General features: G+C 65.0%; 16 protein-coding genes. 7 read left to right on the top strand and 9 right to left on the bottom strand.

Going from position 1 to position 17,679, the window contains the following annotated elements:
• Positions 1 to 60: 60 nt before the first annotated feature.
• Both OX460_RS03640 and OX460_RS03635 read right to left on the bottom strand, forming a co-directional pair.
• The gene (locus OX460_RS03640; RefSeq protein WP_289897680.1) at positions 61 to 1,869 is read right to left on the bottom strand and encodes a DUF885 domain-containing protein; all 1,809 of its coding nucleotides are present in this window, start codon (positions 1,867 to 1,869) and stop codon (positions 61 to 63) included.
• Positions 1,870 to 1,934: 65 nt separating this feature from the next.
• Positions 1,935 to 2,978, bottom strand: a complete 1,044-nt coding sequence (locus OX460_RS03635) for a LacI family DNA-binding transcriptional regulator (protein WP_289897679.1) — start codon at positions 2,976 to 2,978, stop codon at positions 1,935 to 1,937.
• A 106-nt stretch (positions 2,979 to 3,084) separates the two neighbouring features.
• Here OX460_RS03635 and OX460_RS03630 point away from each other — a divergent pair, with 106 nt between their 5' ends.
• Together OX460_RS03630 and OX460_RS03625 are read left to right on the top strand one after the other, a co-directional pair.
• Positions 3,085 to 4,278, top strand: coding sequence for a phytanoyl-CoA dioxygenase family protein (locus OX460_RS03630; RefSeq protein WP_289897678.1), 1,194 nt, complete (start codon positions 3,085 to 3,087; stop codon positions 4,276 to 4,278).
• A gap of 31 nt (positions 4,279 to 4,309) precedes the next feature.
• Positions 4,310 to 5,428 (top strand): Gfo/Idh/MocA family oxidoreductase, encoded by a 1,119-nt coding sequence (locus tag OX460_RS03625; RefSeq protein ID WP_289897677.1) that lies wholly within the window; start codon positions 4,310 to 4,312, stop codon positions 5,426 to 5,428.
• 14 nt (positions 5,429 to 5,442) lie between these two features.
• Here OX460_RS03625 and OX460_RS03620 read toward each other — a convergent pair whose 3' ends face one another.
• Entirely contained in the window at positions 5,443 to 7,437 is a 1,995-nt protein-coding gene (locus tag OX460_RS03620) for a glycoside hydrolase family 3 N-terminal domain-containing protein (protein WP_289897676.1), read from the bottom strand.
• 222 nt (positions 7,438 to 7,659) lie between these two features.
• On the opposite strand from OX460_RS03620, the gene OX460_RS03615 reads away from it, so the two are divergent.
• Complete coding sequence (locus tag OX460_RS03615) at positions 7,660 to 8,691, top strand: AraC family transcriptional regulator (protein WP_251348482.1); 1,032 nt, start codon at positions 7,660 to 7,662, stop codon at positions 8,689 to 8,691.
• A 73-nt stretch (positions 8,692 to 8,764) separates the two neighbouring features.
• Here OX460_RS03615 and OX460_RS03610 read toward each other — a convergent pair whose 3' ends face one another.
• The gene (locus OX460_RS03610) at positions 8,765 to 10,048 is read right to left on the bottom strand and encodes a hypothetical protein (RefSeq protein ID WP_289897675.1); all 1,284 of its coding nucleotides are present in this window, start codon (positions 10,046 to 10,048) and stop codon (positions 8,765 to 8,767) included.
• A gap of 77 nt (positions 10,049 to 10,125) precedes the next feature.
• Positions 10,126 to 10,521, bottom strand: coding sequence for a helix-turn-helix domain-containing protein (locus OX460_RS03605; RefSeq protein ID WP_289898409.1), 396 nt, complete (start codon positions 10,519 to 10,521; stop codon positions 10,126 to 10,128).
• Between the two features lie 162 nt (positions 10,522 to 10,683).
• Between OX460_RS03605 and OX460_RS03600 the strand changes: the two genes are divergently transcribed.
• The 4 genes from OX460_RS03600 to OX460_RS03585 all read left to right on the top strand — a co-directional run bounded on the left by OX460_RS03600 (position 10,684) and on the right by OX460_RS03585 (position 13,045).
• Positions 10,684 to 11,256: an NAD(P)H-dependent oxidoreductase gene (locus tag OX460_RS03600; protein WP_289897674.1), complete on the top strand. Its 573-nt coding sequence runs from the start codon at positions 10,684 to 10,686 to the stop codon at positions 11,254 to 11,256.
• Between the two features lie 121 nt (positions 11,257 to 11,377).
• Positions 11,378 to 11,665, top strand: coding sequence for a putative quinol monooxygenase (locus tag OX460_RS03595; RefSeq protein WP_289897673.1), 288 nt, complete (start codon positions 11,378 to 11,380; stop codon positions 11,663 to 11,665).
• 79 nt (positions 11,666 to 11,744) lie between these two features.
• Positions 11,745 to 12,311: a hypothetical protein gene (locus OX460_RS03590; protein WP_289897672.1), complete on the top strand. Its 567-nt coding sequence runs from the start codon at positions 11,745 to 11,747 to the stop codon at positions 12,309 to 12,311.
• Entirely contained in the window at positions 12,311 to 13,045 is a 735-nt protein-coding gene (locus OX460_RS03585; RefSeq protein ID WP_289897671.1) for a hypothetical protein, read from the top strand. The genes OX460_RS03590 and OX460_RS03585 overlap by 1 nt, the downstream gene beginning before the upstream one ends.
• A gap of 56 nt (positions 13,046 to 13,101) precedes the next feature.
• On the opposite strand, the gene OX460_RS03580 is transcribed toward OX460_RS03585, so the two are convergent.
• The 4 genes from OX460_RS03580 to blaOXA form a co-directional block, all read right to left on the bottom strand.
• Entirely contained in the window at positions 13,102 to 13,836 is a 735-nt protein-coding gene (locus OX460_RS03580) for a hypothetical protein (protein ID WP_289897670.1), read from the bottom strand.
• Positions 13,837 to 13,889: 53 nt separating this feature from the next.
• A complete protein-coding gene (locus OX460_RS03575) occupies positions 13,890 to 16,337 on the bottom strand; it encodes a transglycosylase domain-containing protein (RefSeq protein ID WP_289897669.1) in 2,448 nt (815 codons plus the stop codon).
• A gap of 86 nt (positions 16,338 to 16,423) precedes the next feature.
• Entirely contained in the window at positions 16,424 to 16,819 is a 396-nt protein-coding gene (locus tag OX460_RS03570) for a hypothetical protein (RefSeq protein WP_289897668.1), read from the bottom strand.
• Positions 16,816 to 17,634 carry a class D beta-lactamase gene (gene blaOXA, locus OX460_RS03565; protein WP_289897667.1) on the bottom strand — a complete coding sequence of 273 codons (819 nt, stop codon included), beginning with the start codon at positions 17,632 to 17,634 and terminating at the stop codon, positions 16,816 to 16,818. The genes OX460_RS03570 and blaOXA overlap by 4 nt, the downstream gene beginning before the upstream one ends.
• Positions 17,635 to 17,679 lie beyond the last annotated feature (45 nt).

The following is a 17,679-nucleotide window of genomic DNA, read 5'->3' as shown; positions in this document are numbered from 1 at the left end:
GCCTGCCACTCTCACGTTTTCATTCAAGGGCGCCAGTATGGCATGCGCAGGAGACCGCCGTCAGCCCCTGGCTTTTCTCTGTGCGGGGATGAAGTGTTCGCGCACGGCCTTGGCCAGCAAGTCCGGCGGCAGCAAGCCCTGCCCAAGCAGGAAATTATTGAATGCCAGGCGGTCGAATCTGTCTCCCAGCGCCAGCTCCGTTTCCGCGCGCAGTTGCAGGATGCGCGTGTAGCCATAGAAATAGCTGCCCGCCTGGCCCGGCGCATTGAAGGTGTAGCGGTCCAGCTCCTGACGCGCCATCGGTTTCGACAGCATCACTTCTTCCGTCAGGATACGGCCCGCTTCTTCGCGCGTGACTTGCCCCAGGTTCAGCATCGGGTCGAGCATGGCGCGCGCCGCGCGCAGCATGCGGAACTGCAGCGCGATGAACTGGCCTTCGGCCGGCTCGTAGGGAATCATCTCTGCTTCCGCGTACAGCGCCCAGCCTTCCACGTTGACGCTGTTGAACGCGTACAGGCTGCGCGCCTGCGACACGCCCCGCTCCACCATGGCGCTGAACTGCAGCTCGTGGCCAGGGCGGCCCTCGTGCGCGCTCAGGGTCCAGGCGGCGCCCGCGAAATTGAAATCGTCATACGCCTCGCCCTTGCCGCTGGCGGCGGGATTGCTGACGGGGAGGACGAACTGGCCGTGTTCTCCCGTATTGCCGATCAGCGGAGGCGGACGCATATGCGGCGCCGGCTGGGCCGCCGATTCGGCGGCGGACGCCAGGCGCATGGTCATGGCGCGCGCAGGAATATCGACCACGCGCTGCCGGGCGATGCGTTCTTCGAGCTGCGTATTGACGCCCTTGTAATGCGCTTCGAGCTGCTCGTTGGGAATCGACGCGCTTTTCAGCGCGCGCAGCACCTGGCGGTAATCGCTGCCGTCGACACTCTTGAGCGACATTCTCTCCGCCACGACGGGCGCCAGCGCCTGCATGGCGGCGCGCGTTTCCAGGTAAGCCACCTGCGCCCGTTCGACCAGCGCGCGCGGCTCGATATCGATGCCCACCTGCTTCAGGCGAAACGCATACAGCTCGGGCGCCATGCGGAAATCCGTGCGCGACAGGGGCAGCACCACCTGCTTTTCCCACGCCGCATACTCGGTCAGCTGCTGTTCCATGGCCGCCAGCGCACTCTCCGCGCCCGCGATCTGCATGTCGGCGAACAGCTTGCGGATACCGGCGACATACGTCGGCACGTTTTCCAGCGACTGCTCCACCTGCAGGCGCACGGGTCCCGCCAGGCCGGGTTTGCCGATTTGCTCCGTGAAGCGCGCCTTCGCCTGCTGCGTGATCGGCGTGCTGCCCGGGTATTGCCCGACGTAGCGCTGCAGCCGTTCCAGCGCCTTGGCGCGGCGCGCGGCCGGGCGCTGTTCCTGCAGCAGGCTTTGCATGCTGCCAAAGACCATTTGCGGCACATCAACCCACGGCAAGGCGTACTTGGCTTCCAGCTGGGTGCCAGCGATTTCCTGGTCGACGGCGCCGATCAAAATCTCCAGGTCCTGGCGAATGCGTTCGTCGCGTTCAAGTTCCAGCTTTTGCTGCAATTGCGCGCGCGCCTGCTGCATGGCCGCCACCTGGCGTTCGACGATATTGGGTCCCAGGTCGGCAGCCAGGCCGTCGTACTGCGCCAGGCCCGTGTCGGAAGCGTTTTCAGGCGAGAACTGCGCCTGCGCCGCCAGCACGATGGCCGCGTTGCGGTTGCTGGCCTCGACCCAGGCCGACGGGGCTGCCGCAGCTGCGGGGGCGGCGGCCATGGCCGGCATGGCAAACGCGGTGGAGAGTAAGGCGGCAAGCACGGTCTGATGCAATTTCGGGATGACGGACATCGGGGGATTCCTTCAAAGGTGAGCGATGAGCGAAGCGGCGAGTATCGGCCAGCCTCGCATGCCTGTCAATTCAGGCCATTCAGGGCGGGCAGGTTCCACGGCGTGACGATCTGGATGGCGGACAGGCAGGCCGGCTGCGCCAATGCCGGCAGCGCGCCCTGCGCCCGCAGGATTTCCTGGCAGGCGCGGCGCATGTCCTGGCCCAGGTCGTGGTGCAGCACGGCGTGGATGGCGCCAGACTTGAGCAGCGCCAGGTTGTCCGCGTCGAGGTCATGGCCGATGAAGACCTGGCAAGGCCGGCCCGCTTTGGAGAACGCCTGCACGATGGCGGCATTCCCGCCGCCGATGGAATACACGGCGGCGATGCCCGGATGGTCGGCCAGCGCCTGCCGCACCAGCGCGCCCGTGGCGCCGTCGATGCCGTGGCCTTCGCTCACTTCGACGACGCTCAAGTGCCGATGCCGTTCGCGCAGCGCGCGGCGAAAGCCGATCTCGCGCTCTTCCTCGCCATGAAAGCGGTTGCTGCTCAGGGTCACCAGCACCTGCCGTCTCTTTTTCGCGCCGCCCAGCCACTGGCCGATCAGATAGGCGGCCGTCTCGCCCGCCGCCCGGTTATCCATGCCCACATAGCTGCGGCGCGCGGAAGCCGGCAAGTCCGTCACCAGGGTCACCACAGGGATGCCGGCCGCCGCCAGCCGGTTCACCGCCTCGGCCACTGGCGGCACATCCGGCGCCTTGAGCAGCACGCCGTGGCTGCCGTTCTTGCGGATGCGTTCCAGCAGGTCGACGATGCCGTCCACCTCCAGGGTTTCATGCAGGTGAAAGCGCGAACGCAGCACGGCCGGATGCAGCGACGGCAGCTCCGCCTCCAGCGCGGCGCGCACGGCATCCGTAAAGCGGCGCGGCGCCACCATCAGCACGTCGAGCATGAATTTTCTGCCGGACAGGCCCACCTGCGTGCTTTGCCGCGCCAGTTCATCCAGCGCCTGCATCACGCGGCGCACCGTATTGGCGTGCACGCCGCCGCGCTGCCTGATCACGCGGTCGACCGTGGCCACGCTGACGCCGGCCTGCAGCGCCACGACCTTGACGGGGAAAGGATGCGTCACGTGCTCTCCATTTCGGATTGATGGTTTTTTGATGGATTTTCTGATGAAAAATGCGGATTTTCATCCCTATACTGATTCTACAACTTAAATAATCAGGAGACACCGCATGCACACCACCAACGCCGGCGCCCAGCCGCCCGTCCCGTATTGGCTGACGCCGGAAAGCTGCGACCTGCAAGACTTCATCGGCACCGTCAGTTGCCGCACGGCGCTGGCCGACTATCCGCACGCCGCCGCGGTGCAGGAAAATATCCTCGTCTACGACTGCGATGCAGTGCGCGAACTGGCTGCCAATCCGGCGTCGCTGCGCGCGCTGCAGGCCGAATGGGGCAAGGCGCTGATGGACGGTCCCGGCGTCATCGTGCTCAAACGGGCCGTCACCGACATGGAGACGCTGGAACAGGCGAATCGCGTGTTCCGCGACCTGATCGCCGGACAGCATGCCAGCGGCCAGACGGCAGGCGACCATTTCGCCAGGCCGGGCGCGAATGACCGCATCTGGAACGCCCAGCAAAAGCTTTGCCTGCGCGCGCCCAAAACGTTCGCGCGCTACTACGCCAATCCCGTCTTCGCCTGGATATCCGAGGCCTGGCTGGGGCCCGCCTACCAGATGACGGCGCAAGTAAACGTCGTCAATCCCGGCGGGGCCGCCCAGGCGCCGCACCGCGACTATCACCTGGGCTTCCAGAGCGCCGCCGCCTGCGCCGCCTATCCCGCGCCCGTGCACCAGATGTCTGCCCTCTTGACCCTGCAGGGCGCCGTCGCCCATTGCGACATGCCGCTGGAATCCGGTCCCACCCTGTACCTGCCTTATTCGCAGCGCTACCGGGCCGGTTTTCTCGCCTGGCAGCAGCGGCCGTTCCGCGACTATTTTGCCCGGCATTGCGTGCAGCTGCCGCTGTCGAAAGGCGACGCCGTGTTCTTCAATCCCGCCCTGTTCCACGCGGCCGGGCATAACCGTTCGCCCGACATCCGCCGCATGGCCAAGCTGCTGCAAGTGTCGTCGCCATTCGGGCGCGCCATGGAAACGCTGGACCGCCGCGCCATGAGCGCCGCGCTATATCCCGCCTTGCAGGCGCTGCGCGCGCAGGGTGCCCTGGATGACGCTGGCGTCGGCCACGCGATCGCCGCCTGCGCCGAAGGCTATGCCTTTCCCAGTAACCTGGACCGCGACCAGCCCATCGATGGCATGGCGCCGCCCACGCAGCAGCAGCTCATGCGCGAAGCGCTGGCGCAGGACTGGCCCGCGGCCCGCTTCCTCGACGCCCTGGACAGCCACGCCTGGCGCCAGCAAGCCTGAATCCCCTACGCGTCACCCTCGGAGACTCCCTATGCAAGACATCCACATCGGCCTGATCGGCGCCGGCTACATGGGCAAGGCCCACACCATCGCCTACAAGACCGTGCGCAGCATCTTTCCCACGGCCCGCAACCCCGTCTGCGCCTGCATCGCCACCAGCAGCGAAGAAGGCGCGGCGCGCAGCGCGCGGGAACTGGGCTGGAACAGGTCCACCGGCGACTGGCGCGCACTGGTCAATGACCCCGCCATCGACGCCATCGTCGTCGCCACGCCGCCCGCCACGCACAAGGACATCGTGCTGGCGGCGCTGGCCCTGGGCAAACCCGTGTTTTGCGAAAAGCCGCTGGGCATGACGGCCGCCGAATCCTTGCTGCTGGCGCAGGCGGCGGAAAGCGCGGGCGTGGCCAACATGGTCGGCTACAACTACATCCGCACGCCCGCCAGCCAGCTGGCGCGGCAGATCATCGAATCGGGGGAAATCGGCGACATCATCCACGTCGCCGCCGAGCACGTGGAAGACTACCTGCACGACCCGCGCGCACCCGCCTCCTGGCGCACGCGGGAAGCCACGGCAACGCGCGCCGGCGCGCTGGCCGACGTGGGTTCGCACCTGCTCAACCTGGCCCTGCGCCTGGGCGGCCCCGTCGACTCGCTGGTGGCCGACATGAATACCGTGCATGCGCGGCGCGACGGCCCGCATGGCATGGAAGCGGTGGACAACGACGACCAGGGGAATCTGATGCTGCGCTTTGCCAGCGGCGCGCTGGGCGCGCTGACCTTCAGCCGCGTGGCGGCCGGGCGCAAGATGGGCTACACCTACCGTATCACGGGGACGAAAGGCGCCATTGCGTTTGATCAGGAAAGCCAGAATGAGCTGTGGCTGTACGACGCCAGCCGCCCCGCGCAACGCCATGGTTTCCAGCGCCTGCTGATGGGACCCGCCCACCCCGACTACCTGGCGTTCAGCCAGGGAGCCGGGCACGGCACGGGCTACAACGAACAAATCGTCATCGAGGCGCGCGATTTTCTGCAGGCGATCGCCGGCGGCAAGCCGGTCTGGCCCACCTTCCGCGACGGCTACGAAGTGGACCGGCTGATAGCCGCCGCGCTGCGCTCCGTGCAGGAGCGCAGCTGGATCACGCTGCGCTGACGACAGGGGCGTTATCAGTACCCCAGCCCGTAACCGAACTTGTACAGCGGATGGGCCGTGTCATACGGCACGTCCGATTTCTGCACCTGCACTTCGGCCATCGACGATGGCAGTTCGAACGGCAGCTTGCCTTGCGGTTTGGCCTTGCCCGTCAAGACATCGAACAGCGCGCCGTCGCTGACGCCAAAGTTGGCGAGGATGGCGCTGGCCTTGTCCTGCACGTTGCCGAGGATGGCCGGGCGGTCCAGATAGACCGTCACCACCGTCTTCGGCGCGTATTTCGCCGCGTTCTTGATGGCTTCGTAGTCGGCGTCGCCATCGACATAATTCAGGCGTCCTTCGTGCTGCATGCTGCCGAAGATGTAGTTCGGGTGCAGGATTTCATACGGCGCGGCCACGCGCAGCAGGGCCACGTCCGCTTCCTGCGGCGTGGCGACCACCGTGTAGCCATACTGCTTCGCCACGGCCGCATCGATGCCGTACAGGTAGACCTTCTTGACGGAGGTTGCCAGCGGCAAGACCTTGTCCTTGTTTTCCAGCAAGACTAGCGAGCGGCGCTGGGCTTCCAGGCCCGCCTCAATGAAGTCCGCCTTGCCCACCGTGGTCGCCGCCTTGGCCGCATCGACGAATGGGTGTTCAAACAGGCCTTGCTTGAATTTCTGGATCAGGATGCGCCGCGCCGACGCGTTGATGCGCGCTTCCGTCAACTGGCCCCGCTGCACGGCTTGCGTCAGGTACGGCGCTTCCGTCACGCCGCCAAACTGGTCCATCCCGGCCGTGACGGCTTTCACGTAACGCTCGGCCTTGGTGGCGTTTTCCATGCCCCACGGCGTGCCGAAGCCGATGAAGGAAGGCGCCACGCCGGCCGGCGTGCCGTTGCGGCAGTTGGCGTCGCAGTCGGAAGTGATGCCCCAGTCGGACAGGATCACGCCTTCGAAGCCGTATTTACCTCGCAGCAAGTCCGTCAGCATGGTCTTGCTGAAACCGGCCGCCACCTGCTCCAAGGTGATGCCGGCTATGGTGATATTGCCATCCGGCAACGCGTAGGTTGGCATGACGGAGGCCGCCTTGGCCGTGAAGGCGCCCTCGAACGGCTTCACGTGGTAGGCGAAGTTGTTGCCCGGATAAGTCATGTAGCGGCCATAGTAATTGTGGCCGTCGAAACCCTCTTTCGTGGCGCCGTAGCCGACCCAGTGCTTGACGACGGCCACCACGCTGCCGTCATGCAAGCCCGTATTGCCGTCCTGGAAGCCTTCGATATAGTGCTGCACCATGCGCTTGGCCAGGTCCGCATCTTCGCCAAAGGTGCCGTTGATGCGCGACCAGCGCGGCTCGGTGGCCAGGTCCGCCTGCGGCGACAGCGCTTGCGTGATGCCGACGGCCAGGTATTCCTGGCGCGCGATGTCGCCGAAGCGGCGCACCAGCGCATCGTCGCCGATGGCGGCCAGGCCCAGGGTTTCCGGCCACTGGGAAAATCCCTTGGTGCCGGCGCTGGCGCCCACCGTGTACTGGAAATGGTGGCGCGGGTCCGTGCTGATGGACACGGGAATGCCGTGGCGCGACGTTTCGCTGATTTCCTGCACCTTGTTGTACTGCGACGCCATGTTGGCCGTATCGCCCGCCATGCGCGTGATGAACGTGTTGACGTACTGCTTGACGATCAGGTCTTGCAGGGCCGTCAAGTCATACGCGCCGCCGAGGCCGATGCCGGAAGGGTCGGACACGGTGGGCGCCGTGCCGTGCATCATCAGGCCGGCCTTCTCGTCGAGGCTCATGCGCGACAGCAAATCGTCGGCGCGCGCCTCGGCGGACAGGCGCCAGTCTTCGTACGGGTCGATCTTGCCGTTGCGGTTCATGTCCTTGAAGGTATAGCCGTCGACCTTGAGCTGGCTATAGGTGGTGGCGCCGAACACGGGCTGCGTGTATTCCTCGCTGACGGTGTCGTTGCCGCAGGCGGCCAGGGCAAGCGTGGCGACGCAGCCGGCGACCATGCGGGCCATCGGTTTCATAGTGCAATTCATCATTATCTCCAAGACTGTTTTTGTAGGTATCCGGGTGGCATCAGGGCCAGCCCGAAATCAATATAGCGTGAGAATGCGTGAGTTTCTTGACCGCACAGCACGCGTTTTATACCCGCGAGAACAATTTTTGGTTAGACGGCACGACAACCAACAATCTCCTACAAAGTGCTAATATTTGTGAAAAATTACTACAACAAGCAGGAGACACCCTTGCACAAACCCGATACGCGCACGGTTTCTAACCGGATCGCGCAGCAATGCGCGCGCGCCATGCAAGCCGATGGCCACGACCCCGCCGACTTTTTCCGGCAGACGGGCATCACGCCGGCGCAGCTCGAGGAGCCGGGCGGACGCATCAACGCCGAGCGGCACCGCCGCATGACGGCCTACGCCCAGCAGCTGCCGCAGCACCGCGGCTTGCTCGACCTCGACGTGACGCACTGGTTCGCGCATTACTCGGGCATCGCCCACGTCTGCTTCAACCGCCCCACCCTGCGCAGCGCCCTGCACGAGCTGCTGCACTTGCGGGGCCTGATCGGCGAATTCGACTTCATGCTGATGAGTGAGAATGGGACGCGCATCGAGATCGAATACCTGTCCGAGTTTTGCCCGCTGGGGGGCGCCATGCAGGCGCTGGCCAATTTCCGCATGCTGTCGCTGGTGGCGCGCGCCTACGACGATGGCGCGGCCACGGCCTTCCATGCCGGTTTCCAGGGCAAGGCGCCGTGGTTCGCGCCGGCCATTGGCGAGTGCTTCGGCGCCGCCGCCACCTTCGGCCAGGCGCGCAACACGCTGACGTTTGACGCGCCGGCGCTGGACCGGCCTTTCGCCCAGTTCAACGCCATGCTGGCGCCGCACGCGCTGCGGCACGCGCAGGGACAATTGCAGCAGTTGCAGGGCGCGCAGCTGTTTTCAGCCCGCGTGGAGCAAGCCATCATCGATTTGCTGGGCCAGCAAGCCGACGCCGACGGCGCCGCGCTGCTGCCCGCCCTGTGCGACGGCCTGGCGATGAACCGCTGGACCCTGCAGCGCCAGCTGCAGCAGGAGAAAACGTCGTTCCGCGCGCTGGAACTGCGCGCCAAGAGCCGCGAATCGCGCCGTTTGCTGCGCGAAACGAGCCTGAGCGTGGTGGAAATCAGCGAACGCCTGGGCTTTTCCTCGCAAAGCGCGTTCACCCGCTTCTTCAAGACCCAGTTCGAACTGCCGCCGGCGCGCTACCGGAGCGATGCGGCCGGACTCTAGTCAGGCAGATCCGTCGTGCGTCGAACCGTCAGCTGCGCCAGACGATGGCGCAGCTGACGGGCGCGGGTGACGCTCAATAACCATCCATGAACAGCACCATTTCAACGCCGCGCATGGTCCACGGCCCCGTGCCGCCCTCTGGCAAGGGCATCGCCGGATGGTTTCCGGCATTGAGCAAGCCGCAAATGTCGCGGACCAGCGCACTGCCGGCCACTTGCGCGCTCCATTTGCGGTAACCGTCGGGCCAGCGCAGCCGAAGCGGGCGTGGACGGCTGCCACCGCGTCCGGCAACGGTGCCGATACCGGGAAACAGATTGCCGGGCGCGGACTGCCCGTTGGCCGACAATAGATGGTCGAGACGCGAAATCAGCGAGGTCGCGACCCGGCTATCCCAGATGACTTGCGCGCAGCCAGCCCCCCGGGCGTGATCGCGGTGGGCGGTGGCAAAGGCCGCCACCTTGGTCCAGCCGCTGTTCATCAGCGCGGCAGCCTTGCCATCCGCGGCCAGCGCGGCGCGGAACACGGCTGCGACATTGGCCGGCGTCACCGTGCCGTGTTTTTGCGGCACGCCTCCCCAGCGGAAAATCGCCTCCGCCAAATCGACAGCCTCGCCTTGCTGCTGACCGTCCCAGTCGCGCCCGCCCTCCAGGCAAAGGGCCAACTGCGCGGCCGCCGCAATCAAGGGCTTTGTCTTCTGCGCCGTGCCGGCATAGCCCACCGACTTATGCGGCCAGAAATACGCGAGCAGGCGCCGGTCCCAGCCCGTGACCGGGGCACCGATATTCTGCCGGCGATACCGCGGCTGGAACGGGGTCTGGCCGATATCGGCGATCAGCAATTGCAGCAGCTGGCGCCGGTCCAGCGTGCCGCCTGCCGGTACCTCGACCGTGCTGGCGAGCGCGGCAATCGCCTGCGGATCGGACCACTGCATGGTGACCACCGCCACGTCCTCCCCGGTGCCCAGCTCGACGTCGGCGCAGATCAGCTGCTGCGCCTGCAGCGCCAGCTGCGCGCGCACGCCATCCGGCAAGCCATGCCAGTACGCCAGGCATGGCGCGGTAAATTCCACGCAATCCACGTTTCTGCCGCCCAAGCCATGCGGCGCCTTGACGCGCTCAAACCATTGCGCATTGTCAACATGGTCGAACAGTGCGCGGGAGGTTTGCCGCGTATTGCGCTGGCTGCTGAGCAGCCGGCAAGCGACGTCAAAACTGCAGGCGTAGTGCGGATTGGCGCGCAAGCGCTCCGCCAGCGATTTATTGTCACCATACACGGGCATCGGCTCCACGCCCAGCGCATGGTCTTTCCACTCCTGGCTCAACTCATCGCACACGGCCAGCAGCAAGGCAAGATCCACGGCTTCCTTGCGGGGGTAGAATAATTGTATCTGGGGCATTGTTTCACTTTCTCGCCAAATGGTTTGCAGCGCCATGCCTACTCCGCCGCTGGCAACTGGTTCGCCGCCCTCGCATCGAACGCCAGCCGCGCCGCATCGATGGCGTCGCGGTGGCCATGCGCCCAGGCGCCCAGCGCGCTGATGGGGATCAACAGCGAGCGGCCCAGGTCCGTCAAGGCGTAATCGACGCGCGGCGGCACGGTGGGAAACACGGTGCGCGTCACCAGGCCGTCGCGCTCCAGCCCGCGCAGGGTCAGGGTCAGCATGCGCTGCGAGATGCCGCCGATCAGGCGGCGCATCTCGTTGAAGCGCTTGGTGCCATTGCCCAGCAATATCACCACCATCACGCTCCATTTGTCGCCCACGCGGGTCAGGATATCCGTGATCGGGCGGCAGGAAGCGGCCACGCCCGCATGGCCGCCCTCGTCGCGCATGCGCCGTTCCAGCTCCGCTCCTTGCGCGGCGGCGTCGCCAATAGTCACATCCGTGTGCCCCAGTGTGGAAAAAGTGCCTTCTTGTGCGTTCATTTGATAGTCACTATATTTAACTCGGTTACAAAAGCATACCACCCGATCATATCACCCAAGAAGGCCCACATGAACATCCTGCACATCGATTCGAGCATCCTCGGCGAGCATTCCCTCAGCCGCCAATTGTCCGCCGCCATCGTCGCCCGCCTGCAAGCGGCCGCGCCGGGCGCCGTCGCCCACTACCGCGACCTGGCCGCGCAACCGTTGCCGCAATTTACGGCCGCGCCCGGCGCCGCCGACGCTGCCGTCTTGTCCGGCGCGCTGGAGCAAGTGCTGGCCGCCGACGTCATCGTCATCGGCGCGCCCATGTACAACTTCGCCATCCCCAGCCAGCTCAAATCGTGGCTCGATGCGCTGGCCGTGCCCGGCAAAACGTTCCAGTATGGCGCCAACGGCCCCGAAGGCTTGCTGGGCAGCAAGCGCGTGATCATCGCCTCGACGCGCGGCGGCTATTACGGCGCCGACACGCCGATGGCGGCCCTGGAACACCAGGAAAGCCATCTGCGCGCCTTCTTCGGCTTCCTCGGCGTCACGCAGATCGAGATCGTGCGCGCCGAAGGCGTCAAGGTCAGCGACGCCGCCAGGGCGCAGGCGTTGACGGCCGCATTTGAACAGATCGGCGCGCTGCAGGCAGCGTAAGCGGCGGCGGATTTTCTGGCTGCGACGGAAACTGTTTCGGCGCAGCCAGACTGGACATGGCAGGCATGAAAGTCCAGGATGCGCTAAGCTGCATCCGCCCCATCACTACACAAGGACCACCATGACCCTGACCGTCGTCGCCACCATCGATGCCCAAGCCGACCATACCGACGCCGTGCGCGCCGCCCTGGAAGCCGTCGTGACGCCGAGCCGCGCCGAAAGCGGCTGCCTGCGCTACGAATTGCACCTCGACAACAAGATTCCCACGCGCTTCATCATGCTGGAAGAATGGACCGACAAGGCGGCCCTGACGGCGCACTACGCGACGCCCCACTTCCTGACCCTGGTAGCCGCCACTGACGGCAAGGCCGTCAAGATCGACGTGGCGGAATTAAGCAAGCTGAAGTAACGACCGGCGCGCCGTTCAAGCGCGCGGCCATCTTGGCAAGTTGCCATCTATAATATGGCAACTTTTCTTTATGGCCATCATGACATCCTTTTCCAAGATACAAGGCGCCCTTGCGGCCGCCGCCTTTACTTTCTGCGCCGGCGCCTCGGCGCAAGCTCCCCTGACCAAACTCGTGGGCGACTACAACCTGGCCTCGTCGGCAACCGTGCCGGCCAGCACCTGGGGCTATTCCAAGGGACGCATTTCGGTCAAGCAACTCGATGACCAGCATCTGATGATCGTCCTGTCGTGCGAGTGGAAACGCGAGCCGAAAGCCGTCTGCGGCGATTATTTCTATGCCCAGCAGCGCGACGACGGCCTGTATCTGCAGGACATGAATACCTTCGCCATGCGCGTGTACTTCGATCCCGCCTCGCGCAAGCTCACCATCATCTCGCGCGGCGCCGACGCGAAACAGAGCGTGCGGCACGACGTATTTGCCGCCACGACGGCGCCGCTCACGGACCCCGCCCTCGTGCGGCGCATGAAGCGCGAAGTGTCGAATGCCGACAGCAAGGAAAACCGGCGCGTGTTCGGGCCCTACACCAAGTGGGCTTATCAAGAAAACCGCATCGAATTCCAGCGCCAGGACTTGACGGCGCCGTGATGCCGGACCTGGTCCAGCCCCTGCGGCGCCAGCTGCTGCGCCTCGCCGGCGCCCTGCTGTGCTCGCCCATGCTCGTGCGCGCGGCCGACGGCGGCCTGCCGCGCGACGTGCGCCAGCGCATCCTGGCCACCCTCGACGCTCCGCTGCCCAAGGTGCTCAATGTGCACCACCTGGCGCTGATACGGCGTTTCAACATCGGCTGGTCGCCCGTGGAAAGCGGCGCGCCCATGCTCAATCCGGAGCACCCGCTGGGCAATGGCGATACCCTGCAACTGGCCATGCAAGTCATCGCCGGCAAGGATGCGGCGCTGGCCGCGCAGCGCCTGATGGAAGCGGCGCTGCTGCTGCCCCACTTCGTGCAGATGGCCGACCTGAAGCCGGGCAGCTATGCCAACGGTAAAACGCCGTTCACCCTGACTGCGCGGCACCTGACGCTGCTGCGCCAGCAGTCGTGGCTGACGGTGGAAATGCTGGGCATGGGCAGTGCGGAGGATTACCTGGCCGAAGGCTATTGGCCCACCCCGTCCGTGGACGGCAAGCGGCCGTACGGCAACTTCACGAATTACCCAGTAGAAATGGCGCAGGCGCTGGGCCTGCCCGTGCGCCGGCAGGCGGATGGCAGCCTGGCCGTCACGCCAGCACTGCAAGCGAAGCTGCAAGCGCTGCACGAGCAAACAATGGCGGCGCTGCAAGTGTTCGTGCGCGAAGCGGGATTGAGGCGCAATACGGTGTGAAGGCGGCAGGCATCAAAGCCATAGGCATCGCAGCTATCGCTCCAGGCTCTTGCAGCTCACTCCTTATCCAGGAAAAATCCGACAGGAAACAGGCCCTTGAGTTCCGCGCGCCGTCGTAAAAACATTGGGAAATCATTTTCAACATCGTCAATATGTTCCGTTACCCTGACCAGGATACCCTCACCCATCTTTTCCACGAAAAATCCAGCGGCCAGCAGCCGCTCCACATCGATGCGCTGGCAAAAATCCGGCCCATAGAACATGGCCCACGCTACGTCCGGAATATCCGGCCTGAGGGACGCATTGAACGATCCCAGGCGAAAACTATCGTAGCGTTCAAGGTTGGCCAATTCAAGGGGAAGAAAGGGATGCAGCATCGCGATCTGAGGCGGAAAGATATGGCACCACTGCTTGAAAAGCATATGAAAATCGATGTTCCGGCTATACGCTGACGTGAAACTCACGCCACCGGGCACGATCTGGCCACGAATATTACGCTTTGTGTGGCTCACATAGCCGCTGGATTTGATGGTTTTTTTTCGTCGCCATGCGAATTGTTCCGCCACTTCAAACATGCCGCCGCCATAACGCAAAGTACAAGGCGCTGCCCAGCGCTGTTCCATCGCCATTTTTCCGGCGTAAGACTCGGTAAATTTATCCGGATTATGCGATATCTGCTCAGGCAAGAGCAATCCGGCGTGCTCCTCCAGCGTGTCGATGAACTGTTCGCCAAGCGCCCATGATGCCGTGGACGCCTTCGTGCGTATGGTAAGTTGAATATATGGTTTCACGCGTTAGCGGCTTTCCAAAAGTATTGCGTTTCCAACCCCATCGACACAGCGGATTAACCTTGCGGTGCAAGCGCCGGCTGCGGTGCCGGTGCTGGCTGCGGCATAGGTTCCGGCACCGCCTTCCCATGCGATTCCTGTCCGCCCTCGCCTTCGGCCGGCATGGCCAGCGGCGCGGCCGGTGCGCCTTCCTGCAGCAAATCGCCCGGCTCTTCCACGGGTTCGTCCGCGGGCTCGTCGACCGGCTCCACGTGGCGCAGCGGCGGTGGCGGCTTGCCGCCGGGGAAGATGGCGTCGCGCGACAGTTTTCCCGTGTCGAGCGCCGTCTTGAAGAAGTCGCCCACCACCAGCACGGCATTGTGGCCGCCCTGGCCCCAGTAATTGCTGCGCATGGTGACCCTGGCGTCATTGAAACCGACCCAGGCGCCGCCCACCAGTTCCGGATGCATCAGGATGAACCAGCCGTCCGCATTGTTTTGCGTGGTGCCGCTCTTGCCGGCCACGTCGGAGCGGATGCCGAAGCGGCTGCGGATGGCCGTGCCCGTGCCGCGGTCGATGACGCCGCGCATCATGTCCGTCAGGGTGGCCGCCGATTCCGCCTTCATCGCGCGTTGCGGCTTGTCTTCGCCGAAGCGCGCGATGAGCTTGCCTTCGCGGTCCGTGATGTGCGTGACGACGAACGGCAGGCGCGCCTCGCCCTGGGCCGCGATGCTGGCGTAGGCGTTGACCATTTCCAATAAAGTGACGGGACTGGTGCCCAGCGCCAGCGACGGCACTTTTTCCAGCTTGCTGTCGCGGATGCCCAGCGCGCGCGCCAGCTTGATGATCGGCGGCAAGCCGACGTCCTGCATCACTTGCGCCGTGATGGTGTTTTTCGAGTAGACGAGGCCGTCGCGCATGGTCATGTCGCGCCCCGTGGTGCCGCTCATGTCCGTCGGGCGCCATATCGTGCCGTCGGACGCCTTGATATCCATCACGGCATCGCGGTAGACGTGCTCGGGGCTCAGGCCCTTTTCCAGCGCCGCGCCATACACGATGGGCTTGAAGGTGGAACCGGGCTGGCGCGCCGCCTGCGACACGTGGTCGAACTGTTCGCGCGCAAAGTCGCGGCTGCCCACCCAGGCGCGCACGGCGCCCGTGGCCGGGTCCATGGCCGCAAAGCCCGCTTCCAGGCGCGTCTTCGACTTGCGCAGGGCCGCCATGAAGGCGCGGTCGCCCTTCAGTTGCGCCAGCGCGTCGTCCGGCGTGGCGCCGGCCGCCGTCAGCTTGCGGTAGTCGCCCGACTCGCGCACGAAGGCGTCGAGCAGGGCCGGATGCGATTTCCAGAAATAATCGAATGGCACGCTGCCGCCCTGCATGCCCGCATACATGCCCGTCGAGGTGGACGAGGGCACGCCGGCGCGGCTCCATTCCACGTCGGCGATCGCCTGCAAGGCATTCGCCTGGCGCTCGACGGCGCGCTCGGCCGCCTGCTGCAAATCCTGGTCCAGCGTGGTGTGCACGATCAAGCCGTCGCGCTCCAGGTTGTAGTCGTTCTCGTCGGCCCAGTCGATCAGCCACTTGCGCACATACGCCGTGAAATGGCTGTCCGATTGCGCCCGCTCGCTCTGGCGCTCGAAATGCAGGCGCAGGGGACGCTTGATCAACTGCCTGTAGCGCGCCTCGTCGATGACGTCATGTTTGCGCATTTGCCCCAGCACCACATTGCGCCGCTGCAAGGATCGTTCGGGATTACCGACGGGATTGTAGTAATTCGTGCCCTTGAGCATGCCGACCAGGGTGGCGCTTTCCAGGATGTCGAGGCGCGACGCGGGCTTGTCGAAATAGGTGCGCGCCGCCATTTCGATGCCGTAGGTGTTGTACAGGAAGGGTACCGTGTTCAGGTAGGCTTCCAGGATTTCCGTCTTGCTGTAGGTGGCCTCGATTTTGAGGGCCGTGATGAGTTCCTTCAGCTTGCGGTTCAGGTTGCGCGAGCGGCCGATTTCCTCAGGGAACATATTGCGCGCCAACTGCTGCGTGATGGTAGAGCCGCCCTGGGGGTTGCCTCCCGCCGTATGCAGGACGGCGCCCGCCGTGCGCGTGAAATCGATGCCGTGGTGGTCATAGAAACGGTGGTCTTCCGTCGAAATCAGCGCGCTGATCACGTTCGGCGAAATCTGTTTTAACGTGACCCGCTCCTGCAAGCCCTGGTCGAAGCGGGCCAGTTCCTCGCCGTCCGCGCTGACCATGGTGCTCGGCGCGGCCGCGCGCGCCTGGCGCAAGTCGTGGATGCTTGGCGTCAGGGGGATCAGCAGCAGCATGTACAGGATCACCAGCGCCAGCACGGCCAGGAACGACCATAGCCCCAGCACCAGCGCGCGCCGCACGGGCGGCAAGGTCATCAGGTGCGCGTGGCCGCGCCGGTACAGCGCCACCGCCTTTGTCCACGCCACTCCCGCCACGCGCACGGCTTGCGCGCGCGTCCATGTCCATGCCTGCCGTGCTTTTTCCTGAAACTGCTCCATGCCTGATGCCATGCTTGTAACCTTGTCTGATGCCGGATGATCCGTTTCAGCAAGTATATAGGGCGGGCAACAAAGCGGGCCGGATTTTACGCCAGGCAAGCATCCAGGCGCGCCAGCGTAACGCCCACGTACGCGCCCACGCAGCGCGCATCATGCGTCGTAAACGGGTTTTCCAGTTGCAGCAAGCCGCAATCGCAGATGACGGGATCGACCTGGGTCACGACGCCCAGCGCCAGGTAGCGCCAGCCATCGAGCCGGTGCACGCCCTTTACGCAGCCGGGGTTGGCGCCGAAGATGGCGTCCCAGTCGTCCTGCTCGCTGGCCATGGGCCACAATTCGAGCCGGACTTGCGTGCCGGCGGCCAGTTGCCCGCCGCCGAACTCGTCCATCACGTGCAGGCGTTGGCCTTCCACCTCGATGACGGCTTCCAGGTACTCGCCGTCGGAAGCGATGAAGGTGGCGGCGACGATGCTGGCCGTCACTTCTGCGCCTGCTCCAGCAAGGCAGGCAATTCCTTCAGCATGGCCTCGCGCGTGCGCAAGCCCGCGGACTGCTGGCCCTTCTGCTCGTCCTGCACCAGGCGCGCAAACACGATGCTGCGCTCGCCCTTGCTGGCCCAGCCCACGAACCAGCCGTAGCCATGCGCTTCGTCAAAGCTGCCGTCGGCCTTGCGCGGGAAGGCCGCGCCCGTCTTGCCATGCACTTGCCAGCCGCCCACGTCCGCCAGGCGGGTCAGGCGGCGCGTCTGCTCCATCGCCTGCTTGGTGACGGGCAACTGATCGTTGACCAGCTTGCGCAAAAAGCCCAGCTGTTCCAGCGGAGAGATCTTCAGCGAAGAGCTGATCCACGAGCGCTCCAGGCTATTGTCCTTGCCCGGATCGCCCGACACATCCGCATTGCCATAGCGCAAAGCCTTCGCATATTTCTGGAAGCGCTCGGCGCCCAGCGCCTGCGTGATCTGCTGCGAATACCAGACGACGGAATACTGCATCCAGCGCGACGGGTCCGTCTCCTGGCGCCACGCTTCGCCGCCCCAGTCCACATAGCCCTGGCGGAACGGCAGGGTCGGCTTGCGCTCGTCCTTGAGGAAGCCGGCGTCATAGCCCATCAGGCTGAGTGCGATCTTGAACGTGGAGGCGGGGGTGACGCGGTCGAGGCAATTACCCTCTTGCAGCAAGACGGTGCCCGTTTTGGCGTCCGCCATGGCGGTGCAGATGGTGGCGGCCTGGGCTTGCGAGGCGGCCAGGACGGCGCCTGTCAGGCCGAGGATGAACGGGAAAAATGCGCGATATTTCATGGGCCTCCGGGGTTGGGGGAGCAGGACAAAGCGAAATTGTACCGG

This window comes from Janthinobacterium sp. SUN033, from assembly GCF_030397595.1.
In the GTDB taxonomy this organism is placed as follows: domain Bacteria; phylum Pseudomonadota; class Gammaproteobacteria; order Burkholderiales; family Burkholderiaceae_D; genus Janthinobacterium; species Janthinobacterium kumbetense.
Note: the sequence above shows the minus strand (reverse complement) of the source record. Positions and strands in the feature narration are given on the sequence as shown.